The sequence below is a fragment of the Curtobacterium sp. RIT-PI-V genome (assembly GCF_025642935.1).
Taxonomy (GTDB): Bacteria; Actinomycetota; Actinomycetes; order Actinomycetales; family Microbacteriaceae; genus Curtobacterium.
This window is the reverse complement of the sequence record NZ_JANZKM010000010.1, coordinates 90,862-107,362: the sequence shown is the minus strand read 5'-3', so window position 1 is coordinate 107,362 and position 16,501 is coordinate 90,862. Positions and strand designations below refer to the sequence as shown.

At 70.8% G+C, this 16,501-nt stretch carries 13 protein-coding genes; 8 read left to right on the top strand and 5 right to left on the bottom strand.

Translation table 11 applies throughout. The features are described 5' to 3' along the window. Window positions 1–29: 29 nt before the first annotated feature. The 3 genes from OGL88_RS08590 to OGL88_RS08580 are packed head-to-tail and all read right to left on the bottom strand — an operon-like array spanning window position 30 to window position 3,500. Window positions 30–770, bottom strand: a complete 741-nt coding sequence (locus OGL88_RS08590) for a copper homeostasis protein CutC (protein ID WP_133938931.1) — start codon at window positions 768–770, stop codon at window positions 30–32. Continuing rightward, complete coding sequence (locus tag OGL88_RS08585) at window positions 767–2,323, bottom strand: M81 family metallopeptidase (RefSeq protein WP_263091194.1); 1,557 nt, start codon at window positions 2,321–2,323, stop codon at window positions 767–769. The genes OGL88_RS08590 and OGL88_RS08585 overlap by 4 nt, the downstream gene beginning before the upstream one ends. Beyond that, window positions 2,316–3,500 carry an ROK family transcriptional regulator gene (locus OGL88_RS08580; RefSeq protein ID WP_263091193.1) on the bottom strand — a complete coding sequence of 395 codons (1,185 nt, stop codon included), beginning with the start codon at window positions 3,498–3,500 and terminating at the stop codon, window positions 2,316–2,318. The genes OGL88_RS08585 and OGL88_RS08580 overlap by 8 nt, the downstream gene beginning before the upstream one ends. 216 nt (window positions 3,501–3,716) lie before the next feature. Here OGL88_RS08580 and OGL88_RS08575 point away from each other — a divergent pair, with 216 nt between their 5' ends. The 5 genes from OGL88_RS08575 (at window position 3,717) to OGL88_RS08555 (ending at window position 10,123) form a co-directional block, all read left to right on the top strand. Further along, on the top strand, window positions 3,717–5,513 hold the full coding sequence (locus OGL88_RS08575; RefSeq protein ID WP_263091192.1) for a peptide ABC transporter substrate-binding protein: 1,797 nt from the start codon (window positions 3,717–3,719) through the stop codon (window positions 5,511–5,513). A 93-nt stretch (window positions 5,514–5,606) separates the two neighbouring features. Further along, window positions 5,607–6,566: an ABC transporter permease gene (locus OGL88_RS08570; protein ID WP_263091191.1), complete on the top strand. Its 960-nt coding sequence runs from the start codon at window positions 5,607–5,609 to the stop codon at window positions 6,564–6,566. Between the two features lie 55 nt (window positions 6,567–6,621). After that, entirely contained in the window at window positions 6,622–7,515 is an 894-nt protein-coding gene (locus tag OGL88_RS08565; RefSeq protein WP_263091190.1) for an ABC transporter permease, read from the top strand. Continuing rightward, window positions 7,515–9,203, top strand: coding sequence for a dipeptide ABC transporter ATP-binding protein (locus tag OGL88_RS08560; RefSeq protein WP_263091188.1), 1,689 nt, complete (start codon window positions 7,515–7,517; stop codon window positions 9,201–9,203). Before OGL88_RS08565 ends, OGL88_RS08560 begins: the two co-directional genes overlap by 1 nt. Further along, a complete protein-coding gene (locus OGL88_RS08555) occupies window positions 9,200–10,123 on the top strand; it encodes an ROK family protein (protein WP_263091187.1) in 924 nt (307 codons plus the stop codon). Before OGL88_RS08560 ends, OGL88_RS08555 begins: the two co-directional genes overlap by 4 nt. A gap of 23 nt (window positions 10,124–10,146) precedes the next feature. Here the strand turns inward: OGL88_RS08555 and OGL88_RS08550 are convergent, their stop codons facing one another. After that, window positions 10,147–10,869: a hypothetical protein gene (locus OGL88_RS08550; protein WP_263091186.1), complete on the bottom strand. Its 723-nt coding sequence runs from the start codon at window positions 10,867–10,869 to the stop codon at window positions 10,147–10,149. Between the two features lie 122 nt (window positions 10,870–10,991). On the opposite strand from OGL88_RS08550, the gene OGL88_RS08545 reads away from it, so the two are divergent. The 3 genes from OGL88_RS08545 (at window position 10,992) to OGL88_RS08535 (ending at window position 15,558) form a co-directional block, all read left to right on the top strand. Continuing rightward, on the top strand, window positions 10,992–12,287 hold the full coding sequence (locus OGL88_RS08545) for a HupE/UreJ family protein (RefSeq protein ID WP_263091185.1): 1,296 nt from the start codon (window positions 10,992–10,994) through the stop codon (window positions 12,285–12,287). A gap of 93 nt (window positions 12,288–12,380) precedes the next feature. Next, window positions 12,381–14,519 carry an Ig-like domain repeat protein gene (locus OGL88_RS08540; RefSeq protein ID WP_263091184.1) on the top strand — a complete coding sequence of 713 codons (2,139 nt, stop codon included), beginning with the start codon at window positions 12,381–12,383 and terminating at the stop codon, window positions 14,517–14,519. A gap of 307 nt (window positions 14,520–14,826) precedes the next feature. Then, complete coding sequence (locus tag OGL88_RS08535) at window positions 14,827–15,558, top strand: S1 family peptidase (protein WP_111085905.1); 732 nt, start codon at window positions 14,827–14,829, stop codon at window positions 15,556–15,558. Between the two features lie 98 nt (window positions 15,559–15,656). Here the strand turns inward: OGL88_RS08535 and OGL88_RS08530 are convergent, their stop codons facing one another. Further along, window positions 15,657–16,490: a glycoside hydrolase family 16 protein gene (locus OGL88_RS08530; RefSeq protein WP_263091183.1), complete on the bottom strand. Its 834-nt coding sequence runs from the start codon at window positions 16,488–16,490 to the stop codon at window positions 15,657–15,659. Between the last annotated feature and the right edge of the window lie 11 nt (window positions 16,491–16,501).

Here is a 16,501-nt window from a genome sequence, read left to right as displayed (position 1 = left end):
GGGGCGTCGCGGCTGACGCGGGCTCGGTGTCAGGCGTCGAGGGCGCGCCGGGCGGCCGCCACGACCTCGGCATCGGTCACGAAGTGCGCCGAACCGTCGTCGGCCCCACCCATCGGGACCCCTGCATGGGCGCTGTCCGGCGCGGCACGCTTGGCCGACAGGTGCACGGCGGCGGCACCCGTTGCGACCAGCGCCCGGATGTCGGCGGGGGTGACGCCGGCACCGGCCATGACCTGCACCGGCCCGGCTGCGTCGACCATCCGGGCGATCGTGGCAGCGCCGGCTCCAGCGGTGGGCGCGCCACCGGAGGTCAGCACGCGCGTGAAGCCGAGCGCCGCGAGCGTGGCTGCTGCCGCGACGGGGTCCACCGCGTGGTCGATCGCCCGGTGCAGGGTGATCTCGGCGGTCGTGCTGACCGAGCGGGCGGCGTCGACGAAGCGGCGCAGGGCGTCCTCGTCGAGGGTCCGGTCCGGGCGCAGCGCACCGACGACGACGCCGGCGGCACCGGAGCGCAGGACCGTCCGGACCTCGCGCACCATGAGCTCGACCTCGTCGGGGGTGTGCACGAACCCGCCGGGGCGGCACCGGACCAGCGCGTGCGCCGGGATCCCGGTCTCGTGGGTCGTCTCGACCAGGGCCTGCGACGGGGTCAGCCCCCCGAGCTCGAGCCCGACGCAGAGCTCGACCCGGTCGGCCCCGCCGTCCCGTGCGACGACCGCACCCTGCGGCGAGGTGACCGCGATCTCGAGTGCAACGGGCGAAGGGGTCATGCAGAGGCTCCGAGTGGCTGGTCCGAGGCCGGGATGATCCTGGCGGTCAGGTCCGGGGCCTCGGGGAACACTCGATCGTAGGGGAACATCGGCCGCTCGATCCTGTGGTGCCCGAGGCGCAGCAGGTCCTGGTCGACACCACCCGGGGTGAGCGCGAGCATCCAGTCGGCGGCCATGTCGAACAGCTCCGGCTCGAGGTACCCGATCTTCACCACGACGACGTCGGCCTGCCGTGGTGCCAGGTCGAGGTCGGTGAAGTCGTGCTCGTGGTGGTACGGCTTGCGCAGCTTCGTCAGGATCGCGAAGACGCTGCCGACCTGCAGCACGACCTCGGTCTCGGCGTCGCGGTCGCCGTGCTTGATCGCGTGCACACGGCCGGTCATCGTGATCGGTCCGGCGTGCACGGCATCGACCGACGCACCTGCGGTCACCGTGACGGTTGCACCCACACCGGCCTCGACCGCGGTCGCCACGGCGGCAGCGCCGGGGACGCTCGCGTAGATCAGGGTGGGGCCGTCGGTGCTCGCGAAGGCCGGGTTCGCGAGCACCTGGGTCAGCCCCCAGGTCATGTCGCCCGAGCCGCCCGCGGTGGGGTTGTCGCCGGAGTCGGACACGAAGTACGGGTGTGCGGCGCCGGGCGCGAGCGCGGCGGCGAGGCACTCGTCGAACGTGCCGGTGGGTGCGACGAACACGAAGTCCTCGCGGACGTCCCAGAAGGCACGGGCGAGGCGCTCGGCCCCGGCGGCCACGGCGGCCTCGTCCCACCCGGTGACGACGGTGGCGGCCTGGTCGCGGGGCTGGTCCGCCCAGGCGTAGCCGACCCAGATCGCGGCGTCGAGCACGCCGTCGGTCTGCTCGACGAGCGGCACCTGGGCGTACAACGAGGCGGCGGGTTCGAGGCGGGTCGAGGTCTGCTCGCCGGGCAACAGGACGGGGATCGGGATCCAGGCCTTCACGGGGCGCTGCGCTCCGGCGGGACGCGTGGTGAGCACGTCGACCAGGTTCCGGACGGCACGTTCCTTGGTCTCCATGGCGTCCTCGTGCGGGGCCATCCGGTAGCAGGTGACGAGGTCGACCTGGTGGGCGAGCTCGCGCGTGACGTTGCCGTGCAGGTCCATCGACGCCGACACGATGACGTCCGGGCCGATCACCGCACGGATCCGTCCGAGCAGGTCCGCTTCGGCGTCGTCGAGCCCCTCGACGACCATCGCGCCGTGGATGTCGTACCAGAGGCCGTCCACGTGCTCGGCGTCGACGATCGCGCGCAGTCGCGTGACGATCTCGGCCGCGAGCTCCTCGTACGACGCCCGGTCCACGATGCCGCCGGGTAGTGCGTGCCCGATGAGCGCCCCGCGGAAGTCCGCCGCGTCCGACATCGCGGACAGGAACGGGTACCGCGCCACGACCTCGTCGCCACGGTCCGGGTGGAACGCCGGCGCGTGGGTGCGGGTGGGGGTGAAGGTCGACGTCTCGATGGCCAGTCCGGCGATGGCGACGACCGGACGACGGGCACCGGCGGGGACGGCGGGGGTGGCGGACACGGTCTCAGACACGGACGCTCCTGTTCCTGGTGGTGGACTGCGGGATGGGGGTGGACAGTTCCTCGAGCGACGCGGCGAGGCCTCGCTGCAGCGCGAACTGCCCGGCACCGACGAGCCCGGCGTCGGCACCGAGCGACACCGGCTCGATGGCCAGGTGCTGCGTCATGAGCGGGTGGCAGCTCTCGTAGAGCTGACTGCGCACGGCCGCGATGAAGGGGTCGAGGGTGGAGAGGATGCCGCCCAGGTAGACGGCGTCCGGGTTGAAGAAGTTCACGTTGGCCGCGAGCACCTCGCCGAGGTACCGACCGGCCAGGCGCACGGCACGGGTGGCCTCGGGATGGGCGTCCGAGGCGAGTCGGACGACGTCGGCGGTCGAGGAGACGTCGACCCCGGCGCCCGACAGGATCCGCACCAGGGCGGCTCCGGACGCGACGGTCTCGAGGCACCCGGTGTTCCCGCACGAGCACGGGGTGTCGCCGGCGGCGTCGATCCGCACGTGGGTGATGTCGCCGGCCGAGCCCGTGGACCCGCGGTACAGGCGGCCGTCGATGACGATGCCCGCGCCGATCGCCGACCCGGCCTTGATCGTGATGGTCTGCCGGCGTCCCGGAGGCTGCACGCTCTGCTCGCCGGCGGCCATGCAGTTCGCGTCGTTGTCGACGATCGCCGGCAGGCCGAAGCGGTCGGACAGCCAGGCGGCCACCGGGAACCCGTTCCAGCCCGGCATCCGGCTCGGCAGGTCGACGACACCGGCCTCGACGTCGACGGGTCCGGGCAGACTGAGCCCGACCCCGCGCAGACCGGCGCGGCCACGGTCGTCGGCGAGCCGCTCGAGCAGGCCGGCCAACCGCTGCAGGCCCGCGGTCGGGCCGTCGGAGAGTGCGAACGGGACGTTCGCGACGGACTCGAGCGCGCCTCCCGGCAGCACGATCCCGACCCGTGCGTGCCCGCCGCCGACGTCCGCGGCGACCGCGTACTCGTCGACGCCGCCGATGCGGAGCACCTTGCGGGGGCGTCCGCCGGTCGAGACGTCGGTGCCCTCTTCCGCGAGGAGCCCGTGCGACAGCAGCTGGGTGACGACGTGCGACACCGTCGACGGAGCGGCGCCGAGCAGCGTGGCGATCTCGGTGCGACTCGACGCCTGACCCGACGCGACGAGTTCGAGGACGCGAGCAGAGAGGTCCGTCACGACTTTCTCCAATCCGGGGGAAACGACGGTCGAACCGACCGAACACCCGGAGCCTAACCGGCGGAACGGCCCGTTCACCCTTTCGTCCAAACGGCAGAAACGCAGTTTTTACACGAAGATGTTTGTTTTTCCAACGGCTTTGGCCATTGACTGTGTCCGTGCCGCTCGGCACGCGTGCTCCACCTCCCCAGAACTCCCACGCACCAGGAGACACACATGACCAAGCCCCGCCGCTGGGCGCTCCTCACCGGAGCAGCGATCGCCGTGAGCGCCCTGCTCGCCGGATGTTCCGGGGGCGGCTCCGCCACCTCGAACGCGAACCCGGACGAGATCGACTACGCCCTCCCCGCGAACTTCACGCCCAACTGGATCCTGCCGATCGGCACCGCCGCGCACCTCAACACGAACAACGGCTCCATCGCGCAGTCGCTGTACGAGCCGCTCGTCGCGTACGACGGCTCCACCGGCAAGATCGCGTGGAACAAGGACGGTTCCGTCGCCACGGACGCGAAGTTCGCCGACGACGGCAAGAGCGTCGAGATCACCCTCGGTGACCGGCACTGGTCCGACGGCGAGGAGATCACGAGCCGTGACGTCGAGTTCTGGTTCAACCTGATCAAGGCGAACAAGGACCAGTGGGGCTCGTACTCGAAGGGCAAGGCGCCGGACAACTGGACCGCCTTCAAGACCGTCGACGACACCCACTTCACGATCACGTTCGACAAGGCGTACAACTCGGACTGGATGCTCGCCAACCAGCTGAGCCACATCATCCCGCTGCCGCAGCACGCCTGGGACAAGACGAGCGCGAGCGCGAAGGTCACCGACGCCGACGAGACCACTGCCGGCGCGAAGCAGGTCTGGAAGTACCTGAACACCGCGGCCGGCAAGATCTCCGACTACGCCACCGACGACCTGTGGAAGACCATCTCCGGTCCCTACGGCGTCAAGACCTTCACCACGGCCGGCAAGGTCACCCTGACGGCGAACACGAAGTACGACGGTGGCGAGAAGCCCTCGATCACGACCGTCAACCTGCTGCCGTTCACGACGGCCGACGCCGAGGTGAACGCGGTCCGTTCCGGCGAGGTCGACTACGGCTACATCAACGCCACCGACATGGACCAGGAGTCCTCGTTCACGGCGAAGGGCTACGAGGTCGAGCCGTGGACCGGCTGGGCCATCACCTACATGCCGTACAACTTCAACAACCCGGACATGGGCGCCGTCTTCAAGCAGCTGTACGCCCGCCAGGCCGTGCAGATGTCGATCGACCAGAAGTCGCTGTCGAAGGTCGTCTTCAACGGCACCGCCACCTCGACCTACGGCCCGATCCCGCAGGCGCAGGAGTCGGACTACGTCTCCGACGTGCAGAAGGACAACCCGTACCCGTTCAGCACGTCGAAGGCCAAGGAGCTGCTGACCAGCCACGGTTGGGAGGAGCAGGGCGGCACGATGGTCTGCACCGACCCCGGAACGTCCGACAGCCAGTGCGGCGAGGGCGTGCAGGACGGCACGAAGTTCACCATGAACGTGCTGTCGCAGTCCGGTTCGACCGTGACCGACAACATGATGAGCGCGATCCAGTCCTCACTCGCGAAGACCGGCATCGGCTTCACCATCAAGACCGCGCCGGTGTCGAGCGTCCTGTCGCAGACCCCGACGTGCACGAGCGACGAGGCCAGCTGTGACTGGGACCTGTCGTTCTTCGGCACCGCGGGCAGCTGGTACTTCCCCGCCTACCCGACCGGTGAGTCGCTCTTCCAGACCGGTGGTTCGGCGAACTTCGGCAGCTACTCGAACAAGCAGGTCGACGACCTCATCGACGCGACCACCACCTCGACCGACGCCACCGCCGTGCAGGACTACAGCGCAGCGGTCGCGAAGGACCTGCCGGTGATCTGGCTGCCGAGCCCCGACTACCAGATCTCGGTCGTCAAGAAGGGCCTGTCCGGGTTCGACCAGGACTCGCTCGCCAACTTCCACCCGGCCCAGTGGAAGTGGACCAAGTAGGAACGTGACCACGGACGGGAGGCGCGGTGCGCGCCCGACGCGCACCGCGCCTCCCGTCCGCTCCGACGCAACAACCCAGACGACGGAAGCCGCATGACCACAGTCCTCTACCTCACCAGGCGCGTCCTGCAGGCGCTCGCGGTGATCCTCATCGTCACGATCGTGGTGTTCTGCCTGCTGCACGCGCTGCCCGGCGGACCCGCCCGCGGTGTCCTCGGCGTCTCCGCGACGCCCGCGCAGATCACCGCGTTCAACCAGGCGCAGGGACTCGACCAGGCCCTGCCGGTGCAGTACGTGCGGTTCCTCGGCCGTCTGCTCACCGGAGACCTCGGCACCTCGTACACGCTCAACGAACCGGTGTCACAGCTCATCGCCGAGCGCCTGCCGAAGACCCTCGTCCTCACCGGCATCTCCGCCGTCCTCGGCCTCGTCGTCGCGATCCCGGTCGGCATGCTCCAGGCCGCACGCCGCAACGGCGCGGTCGACTACGCCGCCACCGCGCTGGCCTTCGTCTTCTACTCGACACCGGCCTTCTTCCTCGGCCTCGTCCTGATCATCGTGTTCAGCCAGCAGCTGCCGTGGCTGCCGTCGCAGGCGCCGAGTGGCAACACGCTCGCCGAGGTGTTCCAGGACCCCGCCGGGCTCGTCCTGCCCGTCGTCACCGGAGCGCTCGCGATGATCGCCGTGTTCAGCCGGTACATGCGGGCATCGACCCTCGAGAACCTGCAGGAGGACTACGTCCGCACCGCGCGCGCCGGTGGTGCCTCGACGATGACGATCCTGCGCCGGCACGTGTTCCGGAACTCGCTGACGCCCGTCGTCGCGATGCTCGGCTACTACCTGCCCGTGCTGTTCGGCGGTGCCCTCGTCACGGAGCAGCTGTTCAACTACCCCGGCATGGGGCTCCTGTTCTGGAACGCGGCGCAGTCGTCGGACTACCCGACGCTGCTCGGCTGCGTCCTCGTCATCTCCATCGCGACCGTCATCGGCACCCTGCTCGCCGACGTCGCCCAGTCCCTCATCGATCCCCGAGTGAAGGCGAGCCGCGCATGAGCGCCACGTCAGTCATCGACACTGCGTCCACCCATGACGTGAAGGCGGACCGCGCATGAGCGCCGTACAACTGGCACCCGAAGCACCGGGCGCTCCCGTCACCGTCGCGGCCACCGGGTTCCGGCTCGCCGCCCGCCGGTTCCGCGGCAACACGCTCGCCGTGATCGGCCTGGCCGTGATCGTCGTCATCGTCCTGTTCTGCTTCGTCGGGCCGTTCCTGTACCCGACCGACCAGACCCACACCCTGCTCGAGCAGGCCAACGAGGGTCCGAGCGCGGCGCACTGGCTCGGCACCGACGCCGTCGGCCACGACGTGCTCGGCCGGCTGATGTACGGCGGCAAGGTCTCGCTCATGGTCGGCATCGCCGCCGGGGTCCTGGCCACCGTCGTCGGCACCCTGTGGGGTTCGGTCGCCGGCTACGTCGGCGGCTGGGTCGACGCGCTGATGATGCGCGTCGTCGACGCGGGCATCGCGATCCCGGCGCTGTTCATCCTGCTCGTCATCTCGGCCATCACGACCCCCGGCGTCGCCGGGCTCATCCTGATCCTCGGGTTGGTCTCGTGGCTGGTGCCGTCCCGCCTGATCCGCGCCGAGACCCTGACGCTGAAGAACCGCGACTACGTGCTCACCCTGCGCGCGATCGGCGGCTCGCACGCCCGCGCCATCGGCAAGCACCTGCTGCCGAACTCGGTGTCCACGATCGTCGTTGCCGCCACCTTCCAGGTCGCCGACGCGATCCTGCTCGTCGCCTACGTCTCGTACCTCGGGCTCGGCGTGCAGCCGCCCGCGACGGACTGGGGCGGCATGCTCTCGGCGGGACTCACCGCCGCGTACTCCGGACGCTGGTGGCTCATCGTGCCGCCGGGCCTGGCCGTGATCCTGATCGTCTGCGCGTTCAACGCCGTGGGCGACGGACTCCGGGACGCCTTCGACGTGAGGGGCCGCTGATGACCACCGAACCGATCCTGCGAACGACCGACCTCGGCGTCTCGTTCAGCACCGAGTCCGGCACCGTGTCGGCCGTCCGGGGCGTGTCCCTGACGGTCGCGCCGGGTGAGACGCTCGCCCTGGTCGGCGAGTCCGGCTCCGGCAAGTCCACGGTGGCGCTCGCCGCGATGGGCCTGCTCTCCGGCAACGCGACGGCGACGGGCAGCGCGCTCGTCGCCGGTCACGAGGTCGTCGGCGCGTCCGAGCCGTCGCTCCGTGCACTGCGGGGCTCGACCGTCTCGATGGTCTTCCAGGAGCCCGCGACGGCCCTCGACCCGCTCACCCGGGTCGGCGCGCAGATCGCCGAGGTGATCCGGAACCACCGAACGGTCACCGCCGCGCAGGCCGCGGCCGAGGCCGTCGACCTGCTCCGTCGCGTCGGGATCCCGTCGCCGGAGCAGCGGGCCCGGTCGTTCCCGTTCCAGCTGTCCGGCGGGCAACGCCAGCGCGTGGTGATCGCGATGGCGATCGCGAACTCGCCGAAGCTGCTCATCGCGGACGAGCCGACGACCGCCCTCGACGTGACCGTGCAGGCCGAGATCCTCGAACTGCTCCGGAAGCTCGCCGTCGACACCGGGACGGGCGTGCTGCTCGTGACGCACAACATGGGCGTCGTCGCGGACTTCGCGGACCGCGTCGCGGTCATGCTGCAGGGCGAGATCGTCGAGACCGGCAGCGTCGAGGACGTCCTGCTCCGTCCGGAGCACGAGTACACGAAGCGGCTGCTCGCCGCGGTGCCACGGCTCGACGTGGCGGGCGACCGTCCTGCCGCTCCCGTCGACACGGGGTCCGCTGACGCGGCAGCCGGGAGGCCCGGTGCGGCCCCGGTGGTCGACCTGCGGGACGTCACGGTGACGTTCGGGCGCGGGGCGCGCGCCGTCCACGCGTTGCAGGGGATCGACATCGCCGTGCACGCGGGCGAGACGGTCGGCCTGGTCGGCGAGTCCGGCTCCGGCAAGTCCACCGCGGCCCGGGTGGCGCTCGGGCTCGTCAAGCCGACGTCCGGCACGGTGTCGCTGTTCGGGCAGGACCTGCGCAGCGCCCGTGGTCGTGATCGACGGGCGCTCCGGTCCGGCATCGGCGTCGTGCTGCAGGACCCGGTGGCCTCGCTCGACGCCCGGATGTCCGTGGCGGAGTGCATCGCCGAACCGCTCGCCGTGCACCGCCGGGGGATGTCGTCGGCGGACCGTCGTCGCCGGATCGACGAGGTGCTCGACGCCGTCCGGTTGCCGCGGTCGCTCGCGTCGCGTGCACCCCGCGAGCTCTCGGGTGGCCAGCGCCAGCGGGTCTCCCTCGCCCGTGCCCTGGTGCTCGAGCCGCGGTTGCTCGTCGCCGACGAACCGACCTCGGCGCTCGACGTCAGCGTGCAGGAGACCGTGCTCGAGGTCCTCGGCGAACTGCAGGACGACCTGGGCTTCGCGTGCCTGTTCGTCTCGCACGACCTGGCCGTCGTGCAGCACTTCGCCGAGCGCGTCGTGGTGATGCGCCAGGGCGTCGTCGAGGAGCAGGGCACCACCGGCACGACGCTGCTGCACCCCACGACCGACTACACCCGACGCCTGCTCGCCGCCGTCCCCGTGCCGGACCCCGTCCTGCAACGGCAGCGCCGGACCGAGCGCCTCGCCTCGCTCGCGGCGGTGACCGCGTGACCCGGGTGATCGCCGGCGTCGACGTCGGCGGCACGAACACCAAGGTCGTCCTGACGACCCCGGACCTCGAGGTCATCGACCGCGTCGACCTGCCGACGCCCGCCCACGCGGGCGGGGCGGTGATCGTGACGGCCGCCGTCGGGGCGGTGACGGGCCTGCTCGTCCGGCACCGGGCCTCCTTGACGGGTGTCGGGGTGGGCGCGGCCGGCGTGGTCGACGCGGCCACGGGCACCGTCCTGGTGACGGGCAACTCGTTCACCGGCTGGGCCGGTTACGGCGTGACCCGCGCGGTGAACGACGCCCTCGGCGTGCCGGCGACGCTCGACAACGACGTGAACGCGTTCCTGCTCGGCGAGATCGCCACCGGTGCCGTCGCGGGGGAGTCCGACGTGCTCGGGATGACCCTCGGCACCGGGGTCGGCGGTGCGTTCGTGCTCGGCGGACGGCTGTTCGCGGGGCCGCGCGGCGCCGCCGGCGAGATCGGCCACGTGCCGGGATTCGGCGACGCGCTGTGCACTTGCGGACAGGTCGGACACCTCGAGACCATCGCGGGCGCGCGGGGCATCGCCGACCGGTACGCCGAACGATCCGGCCGACGGCTGTCGGCGCGCGACGTCGCCGTCGCCGCACGGGCCGGTGACACGGACGCCGCTGCCGTCTTCCAGGTCGCGGGGTGGGGACTGGCGCGCGCCGCCCTGCTCACCGCGGGGATCCTCGACGTCACGACGATCGTGATCGGCGGCGGCATCGCGCGGTCGTGGGACCTGCTCGAACCGGCCATCACCGCGGCGATCGCGGCCGAGCCGCCGGTGAGCGGTGCGACGATCCGGCTGGCGCAGTCGACCCTCGGGTCGGACGCCGTGGCGCTCGGCGCCGCGTCGCAGGTGCGCGCGCTCGTGCTCGAAGCCGAGCCGGCGTAGCGGCGGACCGGGGACGGCTCGGGTCAGCGCACCCAGACGACGATGCCGCGCAGGTCGTGCAGCACCGCCGCGAGCCCCGCACGCAGTGCGCGGTCGGCGCGGTCCTCGGTGAAGGTGGACGGGTCGTAGTGGCTCGACGGCCCGAGCCCTTCGCCGCGGAAGCCGCCGCCGGTCCAGTCCGCGGCCGTCACGTTCGACGTCGGCTCGGCGATCTCGGCGCCGACCACCAGGAACTGCTGGTGCAGCGCCGACGGCGACACCGCGGCGAGCGGGTCGACCATGCGGTTGCCGACACTGATCACCAGGTCGGACCGCTCGTCGACCGCCCGGGTGACCGCCGCGATCCGGTCGTCGGCGTCCGTCGCCGACACCCTCGTGACGGTGACGTCCTCGTCCGCCGCCCACGACGTGACGGCGTCGAGCAGGGTCCGGGTCGGGGCGTCGTCGGCGTCGCCGGCGTCCGACAGGAGCACGACGTCGTAGCCGTCGGGGGCGTGCACCCCGGACCACGAACCGGGCTCCGGGTGGATGGTGGCCTCGGGTGCCGGCGGCGGCGTCGGGTCGGAGAAGCCCGTGCCGAGGGCACCGGCCGTGGCGTGCGCCGTCGCCGACGTGCCGGTGCCGGCGTCGGCTCGTGCGTCGGTCCCGCCGGGCGTCGCCGAGCACCCGGCCAGCAGAGCGGCGCCGGTGCCGACGAGGGCGACGGCGGTCAGCAGGACGGTCGTCCGGGCAGCGAGGCGGGTCACTGCGACATCGAAGCACGTCGGTGCGCCGCACCGGGCCGGCTCCGGCGGCTGTCCGACGCCTGTCCCACTGCTGGTCACCACCTGTTCACCTGCCGGTCGCTCGAGAGCCGGATCGTCTGCGCGTGCCTTCCGGAACCCCCGTCGCGCTGGTGCGCGCCCGCCCTGCCAGCCCTGTCCGTCCGTCCGGCCCGTCCGCGCTGGTCGCACGGGTCGTCGCCGCGCTCCTGCTGCTCGGCGTGGTCGTCGTCGGCGTGCTGGCCGGGGCGGCACCGGCGTCGGCGCACGGCTTCAGCTCGGTGGTCTACGCGAAGGTGACGTCGACGGGGCCCACGGTGGTGCACGCGGAGCTCGGGCTCGAGTACGACCTGATGCTCGTGTCGGTCGCCACGAGCGAGCACGACGATGCGTTCCACACGCAGGGGCAGGCGGCCTGGGACGACGGCGACTTCCCCGGGATGGTGTCGGCGGCCGAGGCGCACACCGACGCGCTCGGGAAGTACGTCGTCGACCGCTTCTCGGTGACGGGGGCCGGCGGGCAGCGCTGCACGGCCGTGCTCGGGAAGACGGTGACGGTCGACCTGCAGGACGAGGTGCCGTACGCCCACGTGGCCGCGGACTTCACCTGCCCGGAGCCGTCGGAGACGCAGACCGGACACGTCGTGACGTCGCGGCTCTTCCCGGACAGCGAGTCCTTCGTCCGGGACACCAAGACGATCGTCACCTACGACGTCGACGCGAAGCAGGGATCGGCGACGCTCGACGCCTCGCAGCCGTCGTTCTCGACCGAACAGTCGGCCGGGCAGCGCTTCTGGGAGTTCTTCCGCCTCGGTGCCGAGCACCTGCTGACCGGGATCGACCACATCCTGTTCCTCGTCGCGCTCATCGCCGGGTCACGGCGCCTGCGCGAGGTGGTCTACACCGCGTCGGCGTTCACGATCGCGCACTCGATCACGTTCATCCTCGCCGCGCTCGGGGTGGTGAGCCCGCCCGCGATCGTCGTCGAGCCGCTCATCGCCCTGTCCATCGCCGCCGTGGCCGGCTGGTACCTGTGGCGGCTCTGGCGGCGCCGGTCGCGGGCCGACGAGCTCGTGGTCGGTGGACACGGGCACTTCTCGCTGGACCGGGCTGGCTGGACGCGCCTGGCCGTCGTGTTCGCGTTCGGGCTCATCCACGGACTCGGGTTCGCCGGGGCGCTGGGCATCCACGAGGCGTTCTCGTGGCAGCTGCTCGTGTCGCTCCTCGTCTTCAACGTCGGCATCGAGGCGGTGCAGCTCGCGATCATCGTCATCGTCTTCCCGCCGCTGTCCCTCCTGCGTCGGAAGGCCCACCGGGTCTCGCTCTGGGTCACCGGGGTCGTGACCGCCGGGGTGTTCGTGATGGGGATGATCTGGTTCGTCGAGCGGCTCGCAGCGGGATGACCACGACTTGTCACTCAGCGTTTACCAAGACGTTTTGCAGTGCATGCAGAGTCTTCCGTGCTGCACCATCCCACGTCTGAGAAACGGACCACCATGAGTCTCCTGTCCGGCGCCAACACACGGCGCAGAACCACCACCCTCCGCGTGTGCGGAGCCGTCGTCGGGGCCGCGCTCATCGCCGGTGCCTCGATGGTCGGCACGAACGTCGCCTCCGCCGCGACGAACACCCCCACCACCAACATCTCCACCGGCGGCCCGATCCACATCCTGCTGGGCGTCGGTGCCACCGAGAGCCAGCGCATCGCCTCGTGGTACTTCCCGACGAACGTCGCGCAGTCGCTCGAGATCCAGAAGACCGCGTCGATGACCGACGGCGTCTTCACCGACGCCAAGTCGACGATCGCCGCGTCGAAGGCCGCGAACACCGCAGTCGACACGAGCACGACGGACTCGAACACGAAGAGCATCGACGGCATCGCCGCCGAGTCGGGCTACATCAACGCCCACGCCACGATCTCGGACCTCGAGCCGAACACCTCGTACACCTACCACGTCGGTGCGGCGGACGGATCGGCCTGGTCGGCGTCGTACACGTTCACCACGAAGAGCTTCTCCGGCGACTTCGACTTCCTGTTCTTCGGTGACCCGCAGATCGGTTCGTCGGGCTACGTCGACGACGACGGCGCGGGTTGGGCCGACACGCTGAAGTACGCCACGACGACCGAGCCGGACGCCGAGCTCCTGGTCTCCGGTGGCGACCAGATCGAGCACGCCAACAACGAGTACGAGTGGGGTGCGTTCGCCGACAGCAGCGACGTCCTCAAGCGCTACCCGTGGGCCTCGACCATCGGCAACCACGACGTCGGCGGCAAGGCGTACGAGCAGCACAACCAGGTGCCGAACTCGCTCAAGGTGCCGGACTTCTACCCGGGCGGCAACACCACCGCGAACTCGGGTGGCGACTACTGGTACATGTACAAGGGCGTCCTGTTCATCGACATCAACTCCAATGCCTACGCGGCTGGTTCGGACGCTGCCCACGTGAACTACGTGCGCGACGTCATCACCCGCTACGGCGACGACGCGAAGTGGACCACGCTGGTCTACCACCACTCGATCTACTCGCCGGCCGACCACGCGAACGACAAGGACAACCAGCAGCGCCGGTTCGACTTCACGCGTGCGTTCTCCGACATGGGCGTCGACCTCGTCCTGCAGGGTCACGACCACTCCTACTCGCGGAGCTACGCGATCAAGAACGGCAAGAAGGCCAACGTCAACGAGCAGCCTGCAGCTCCCGAGGTCTTCTCCGGCCCCGGCGGCGTCATCTACATGACGGCCAACTCGGCGTCCGGCTCGAAGTACTACGACCTGACCGCTCCGGACGCCACCCAGAGCGGCTACGGCGCAGACCCGCTCGACCCGACGGGCAAGCGCCACTGGGCCAACTCGGTCGAGAACCAGGAGCACGTCCGCTCCTTCGTCAAGGTCTCGGTCACCGACGAGAAGCTCTCGGTGCAGGACATCCGCGCCGGCGACTGCACCACGCTCAACTCGGCGGTCCAGCACGGCAACGTCGACAGCTGCGGCGTGACGCTCCAGCCGACCGCCACCGCCGACCCGGCTGCGATCGGTTCGACCGTCGACCAGTTCGACCTGCACGCCACGCTGCCGGCGACCACCACCACGCTCGCGGTCTCCGCCGCGTCGCAGCCGTACAAGACGGCCAAGCCCGTCACGGTCACCGCGACCATCGCCGGTGGCATCGGCAAGCAGCAGGGCACGCTGACGGTCTCGGACGGCAAGAAGGTCCTCGGCACCGTCCCCGTCAAGAACAGCACCGCCACCATGACGCTCCCGAGTGCCCTGGCCATCGGCAAGCACTCGCTCACGGCCAAGTTCGTCAACGCGGACTCGACGTTCTCCGGCACGAACTCGGCGACCGCGAAGGCCGTCACCGTCACCGTCACGAAGGCCCCGTCCCACACGGCGCTCAAGTACAGCCCTGGCAAGGCGACCGTGGAGGTCAAGGCCACGGGCTTCACCGTGAACGGCACCGCACGGATCTACCAGGGCACGAAGCGCCTGGCGACCGTCACCGTCAAGAACGGCAAGGTCACCTCGGCGCTCACGCTGAAGAAGAAGGGCACGCACAAGCTGCACGCCGTCTTCGCCGGCACGAGCACCCTGGCGACGAGCACCAGCCCGGTGCAGTCGATCGTCATCAAGTAGCACCAGTGCACCAGCGAGGGCCCCGCGACTCCGGTCGCGGGGCCCTCGTGCGTCGTTCAGGACTGCGCGATGGTGAACGCCCGTTCGGTCGAGAGCTCGCCCGCGCGGTGGCGCGGTGGCGCGGTGGCGCGGTGGGGCGCACGATCGTCATCCGCGACGAGAGCCGGTCGATCTCCTCCCGGAGCACCCGCTGACGACGCCCCGTCCGCCGAAGTGCGGACTGGTGCGGCCCTCGAACGAGGGTCAGGATGCTGACCAGTTGCACAACGCAACGGGTCAGGTGCTTCCCCCCGACAGAGGAGTCGTCATGAAGAAGTCCATCGCAGCCGCGTTCGCCGCCGCGGCCGTCATCACCGCGGGCGTGTTCGCCGCGTCACCCGCCTCGGCACTGCCGGCCAGCACGAAGGTCGTCGGCGGCGAGAAGGCCCCCACCACCTCGTGGGCGGTCCAGCTCGAAGCGTCGGGCGGCTCCATCCCGTCGGGCTACGTCAGCAACTGCACCGGCGAGCAGATCAACGCCTCGTGGATCCTCACCGCCCGTCACTGCATCGACGGCATCGGTGCGATGAACGTGTACCACTCCAACTCCACGACCAACCGGGGCACCGCCGTCGCCGTCGACCGCGTCAGTGCCTCGCCCGCGGGCGACATCGCCCTCGTCCACCTGCGGACCGCCTACTCGCTGTCCACCTACGCGCCCCTCGACCTCACCGCGACCGCCAAGTCGAGCGGGACCGGCACCATCCAGGGCTACGGCCTGCGCGCGAACGCGACCCAGTCCGACGGGCTCTACCAGGCCACCGTCTCGCTCACCGGTGCGAGCACCGACGCGTACAGCGGTCGTGCCCAGCACCTCACGGGAGTGACCGGCGCCTCGAACCACGGCGACTCCGGCGGCCCCCTGCTCGTGAACGGCAAGGTCGTCGCCGTCTGCTCCACCGGTGACAGCGCCGACCCCGGTGCCGACACCAAGGCCGGCTCGAACTACGCCCTGCTGTCGCAGGCCTCGTCCTGGATCAAGACCACGGCGGGCGTCTGAACCAACAGGCGGACGGGAGGCCCGTGGCGACGTCGCCACGGGCCTCCCGTCCGTCATCAGCCGCGTCCAGAGCGGCTGGTCGCCCCCCCCGCGCTGGGTCAGGAGTTGTCGATCACGCGGACGAAGTCGATCTTCATCTGCTGCGGGAACTGCGTCGTGCCGTCCGGGTACCCGGGCCAGCTGCCGCCGACGGCGAGGTTCAGCACGATGAAGAACGGCTTGTCGAAGACCCACGGGTTGCCACCCGTGTCGGCCGGCGTGACCGTCTTGTAGGCGACACGGTCGACCGACCAGGTGATCGATCCGGGCTTCCAGTCGACCGCGAACGTGTGGAACGTGTCCGCGAACGACCACCCCTGTGGGTGCTGGTAGCTCGACGTGATGCCCTGGCCGCCGGAGTACCCGGGCCCGTGGACCGTGCCGTGCACCGTCGCCGGCTCGTACCCGACGTTCTCCATCACGTCGACCTCGCCGGAGTTCGGCCAACCGACCTGGGGCAGGTCGGAGCCGAGCATCCAGAACGCCGGCCAGATGCCCTGGCCGCGGGGAATCTGGATCCGGGCCTCGACGCGGCCGTACCGGGGCGTGTACTTGCCCTGCGTCGTGAGTCGGGCGCTGGTGTACGAACCGTCGGCCTCACGCTTCGCCGTGATGACCAGGTTGCCCTGCCCGTCGAGCGCCGAGTTGTCGCGCGAGTCCGTGTAGTCCTCGAGCTCGTTGTTGCCCCAGCCGCCGCCGCCGGTCTCGTTCGTCCAGGCCGATCGATCCGGTGCGCTGCCCGCGGCTCCGTCGAAGTCCTGCGACCAGACCACGTCGCCGCTCGCGGCGTTCGCGGGGTCCGCTCCCTGCAGGACGGGGCCCGCACCGAGTGCGAGGGCCGCCGCTCCGGCGACCGTGAGAGCGACCAGTCGCCGCTTCCGCGTGGTGTGCATCATCGGTCCTC

Coding starts and splice junctions, on each gene's coding strand:
- OGL88_RS08530 (WP_263091183.1), bottom strand. CDS start 16,490: ATGCACACCACGCGGAAGCGGCGACTGGTCGCTCTCACGGTCGCCGGA.
- OGL88_RS08590 (WP_133938931.1), bottom strand. CDS start 770: ATGACCCCTTCGCCCGTTGCACTCGAGATCGCGGTCACCTCGCCGCAG.
- OGL88_RS08575 (WP_263091192.1), top strand. CDS start 3,717: ATGACCAAGCCCCGCCGCTGGGCGCTCCTCACCGGAGCAGCGATCGCC.
- OGL88_RS08540 (WP_263091184.1), top strand. CDS start 12,381: ATGAGTCTCCTGTCCGGCGCCAACACACGGCGCAGAACCACCACCCTC.
- OGL88_RS08535 (WP_111085905.1), top strand. CDS start 14,827: ATGAAGAAGTCCATCGCAGCCGCGTTCGCCGCCGCGGCCGTCATCACC.
- OGL88_RS08565 (WP_263091190.1), top strand. CDS start 6,622: ATGAGCGCCGTACAACTGGCACCCGAAGCACCGGGCGCTCCCGTCACC.
- OGL88_RS08560 (WP_263091188.1), top strand. CDS start 7,515: ATGACCACCGAACCGATCCTGCGAACGACCGACCTCGGCGTCTCGTTC.
- OGL88_RS08570 (WP_263091191.1), top strand. CDS start 5,607: ATGACCACAGTCCTCTACCTCACCAGGCGCGTCCTGCAGGCGCTCGCG.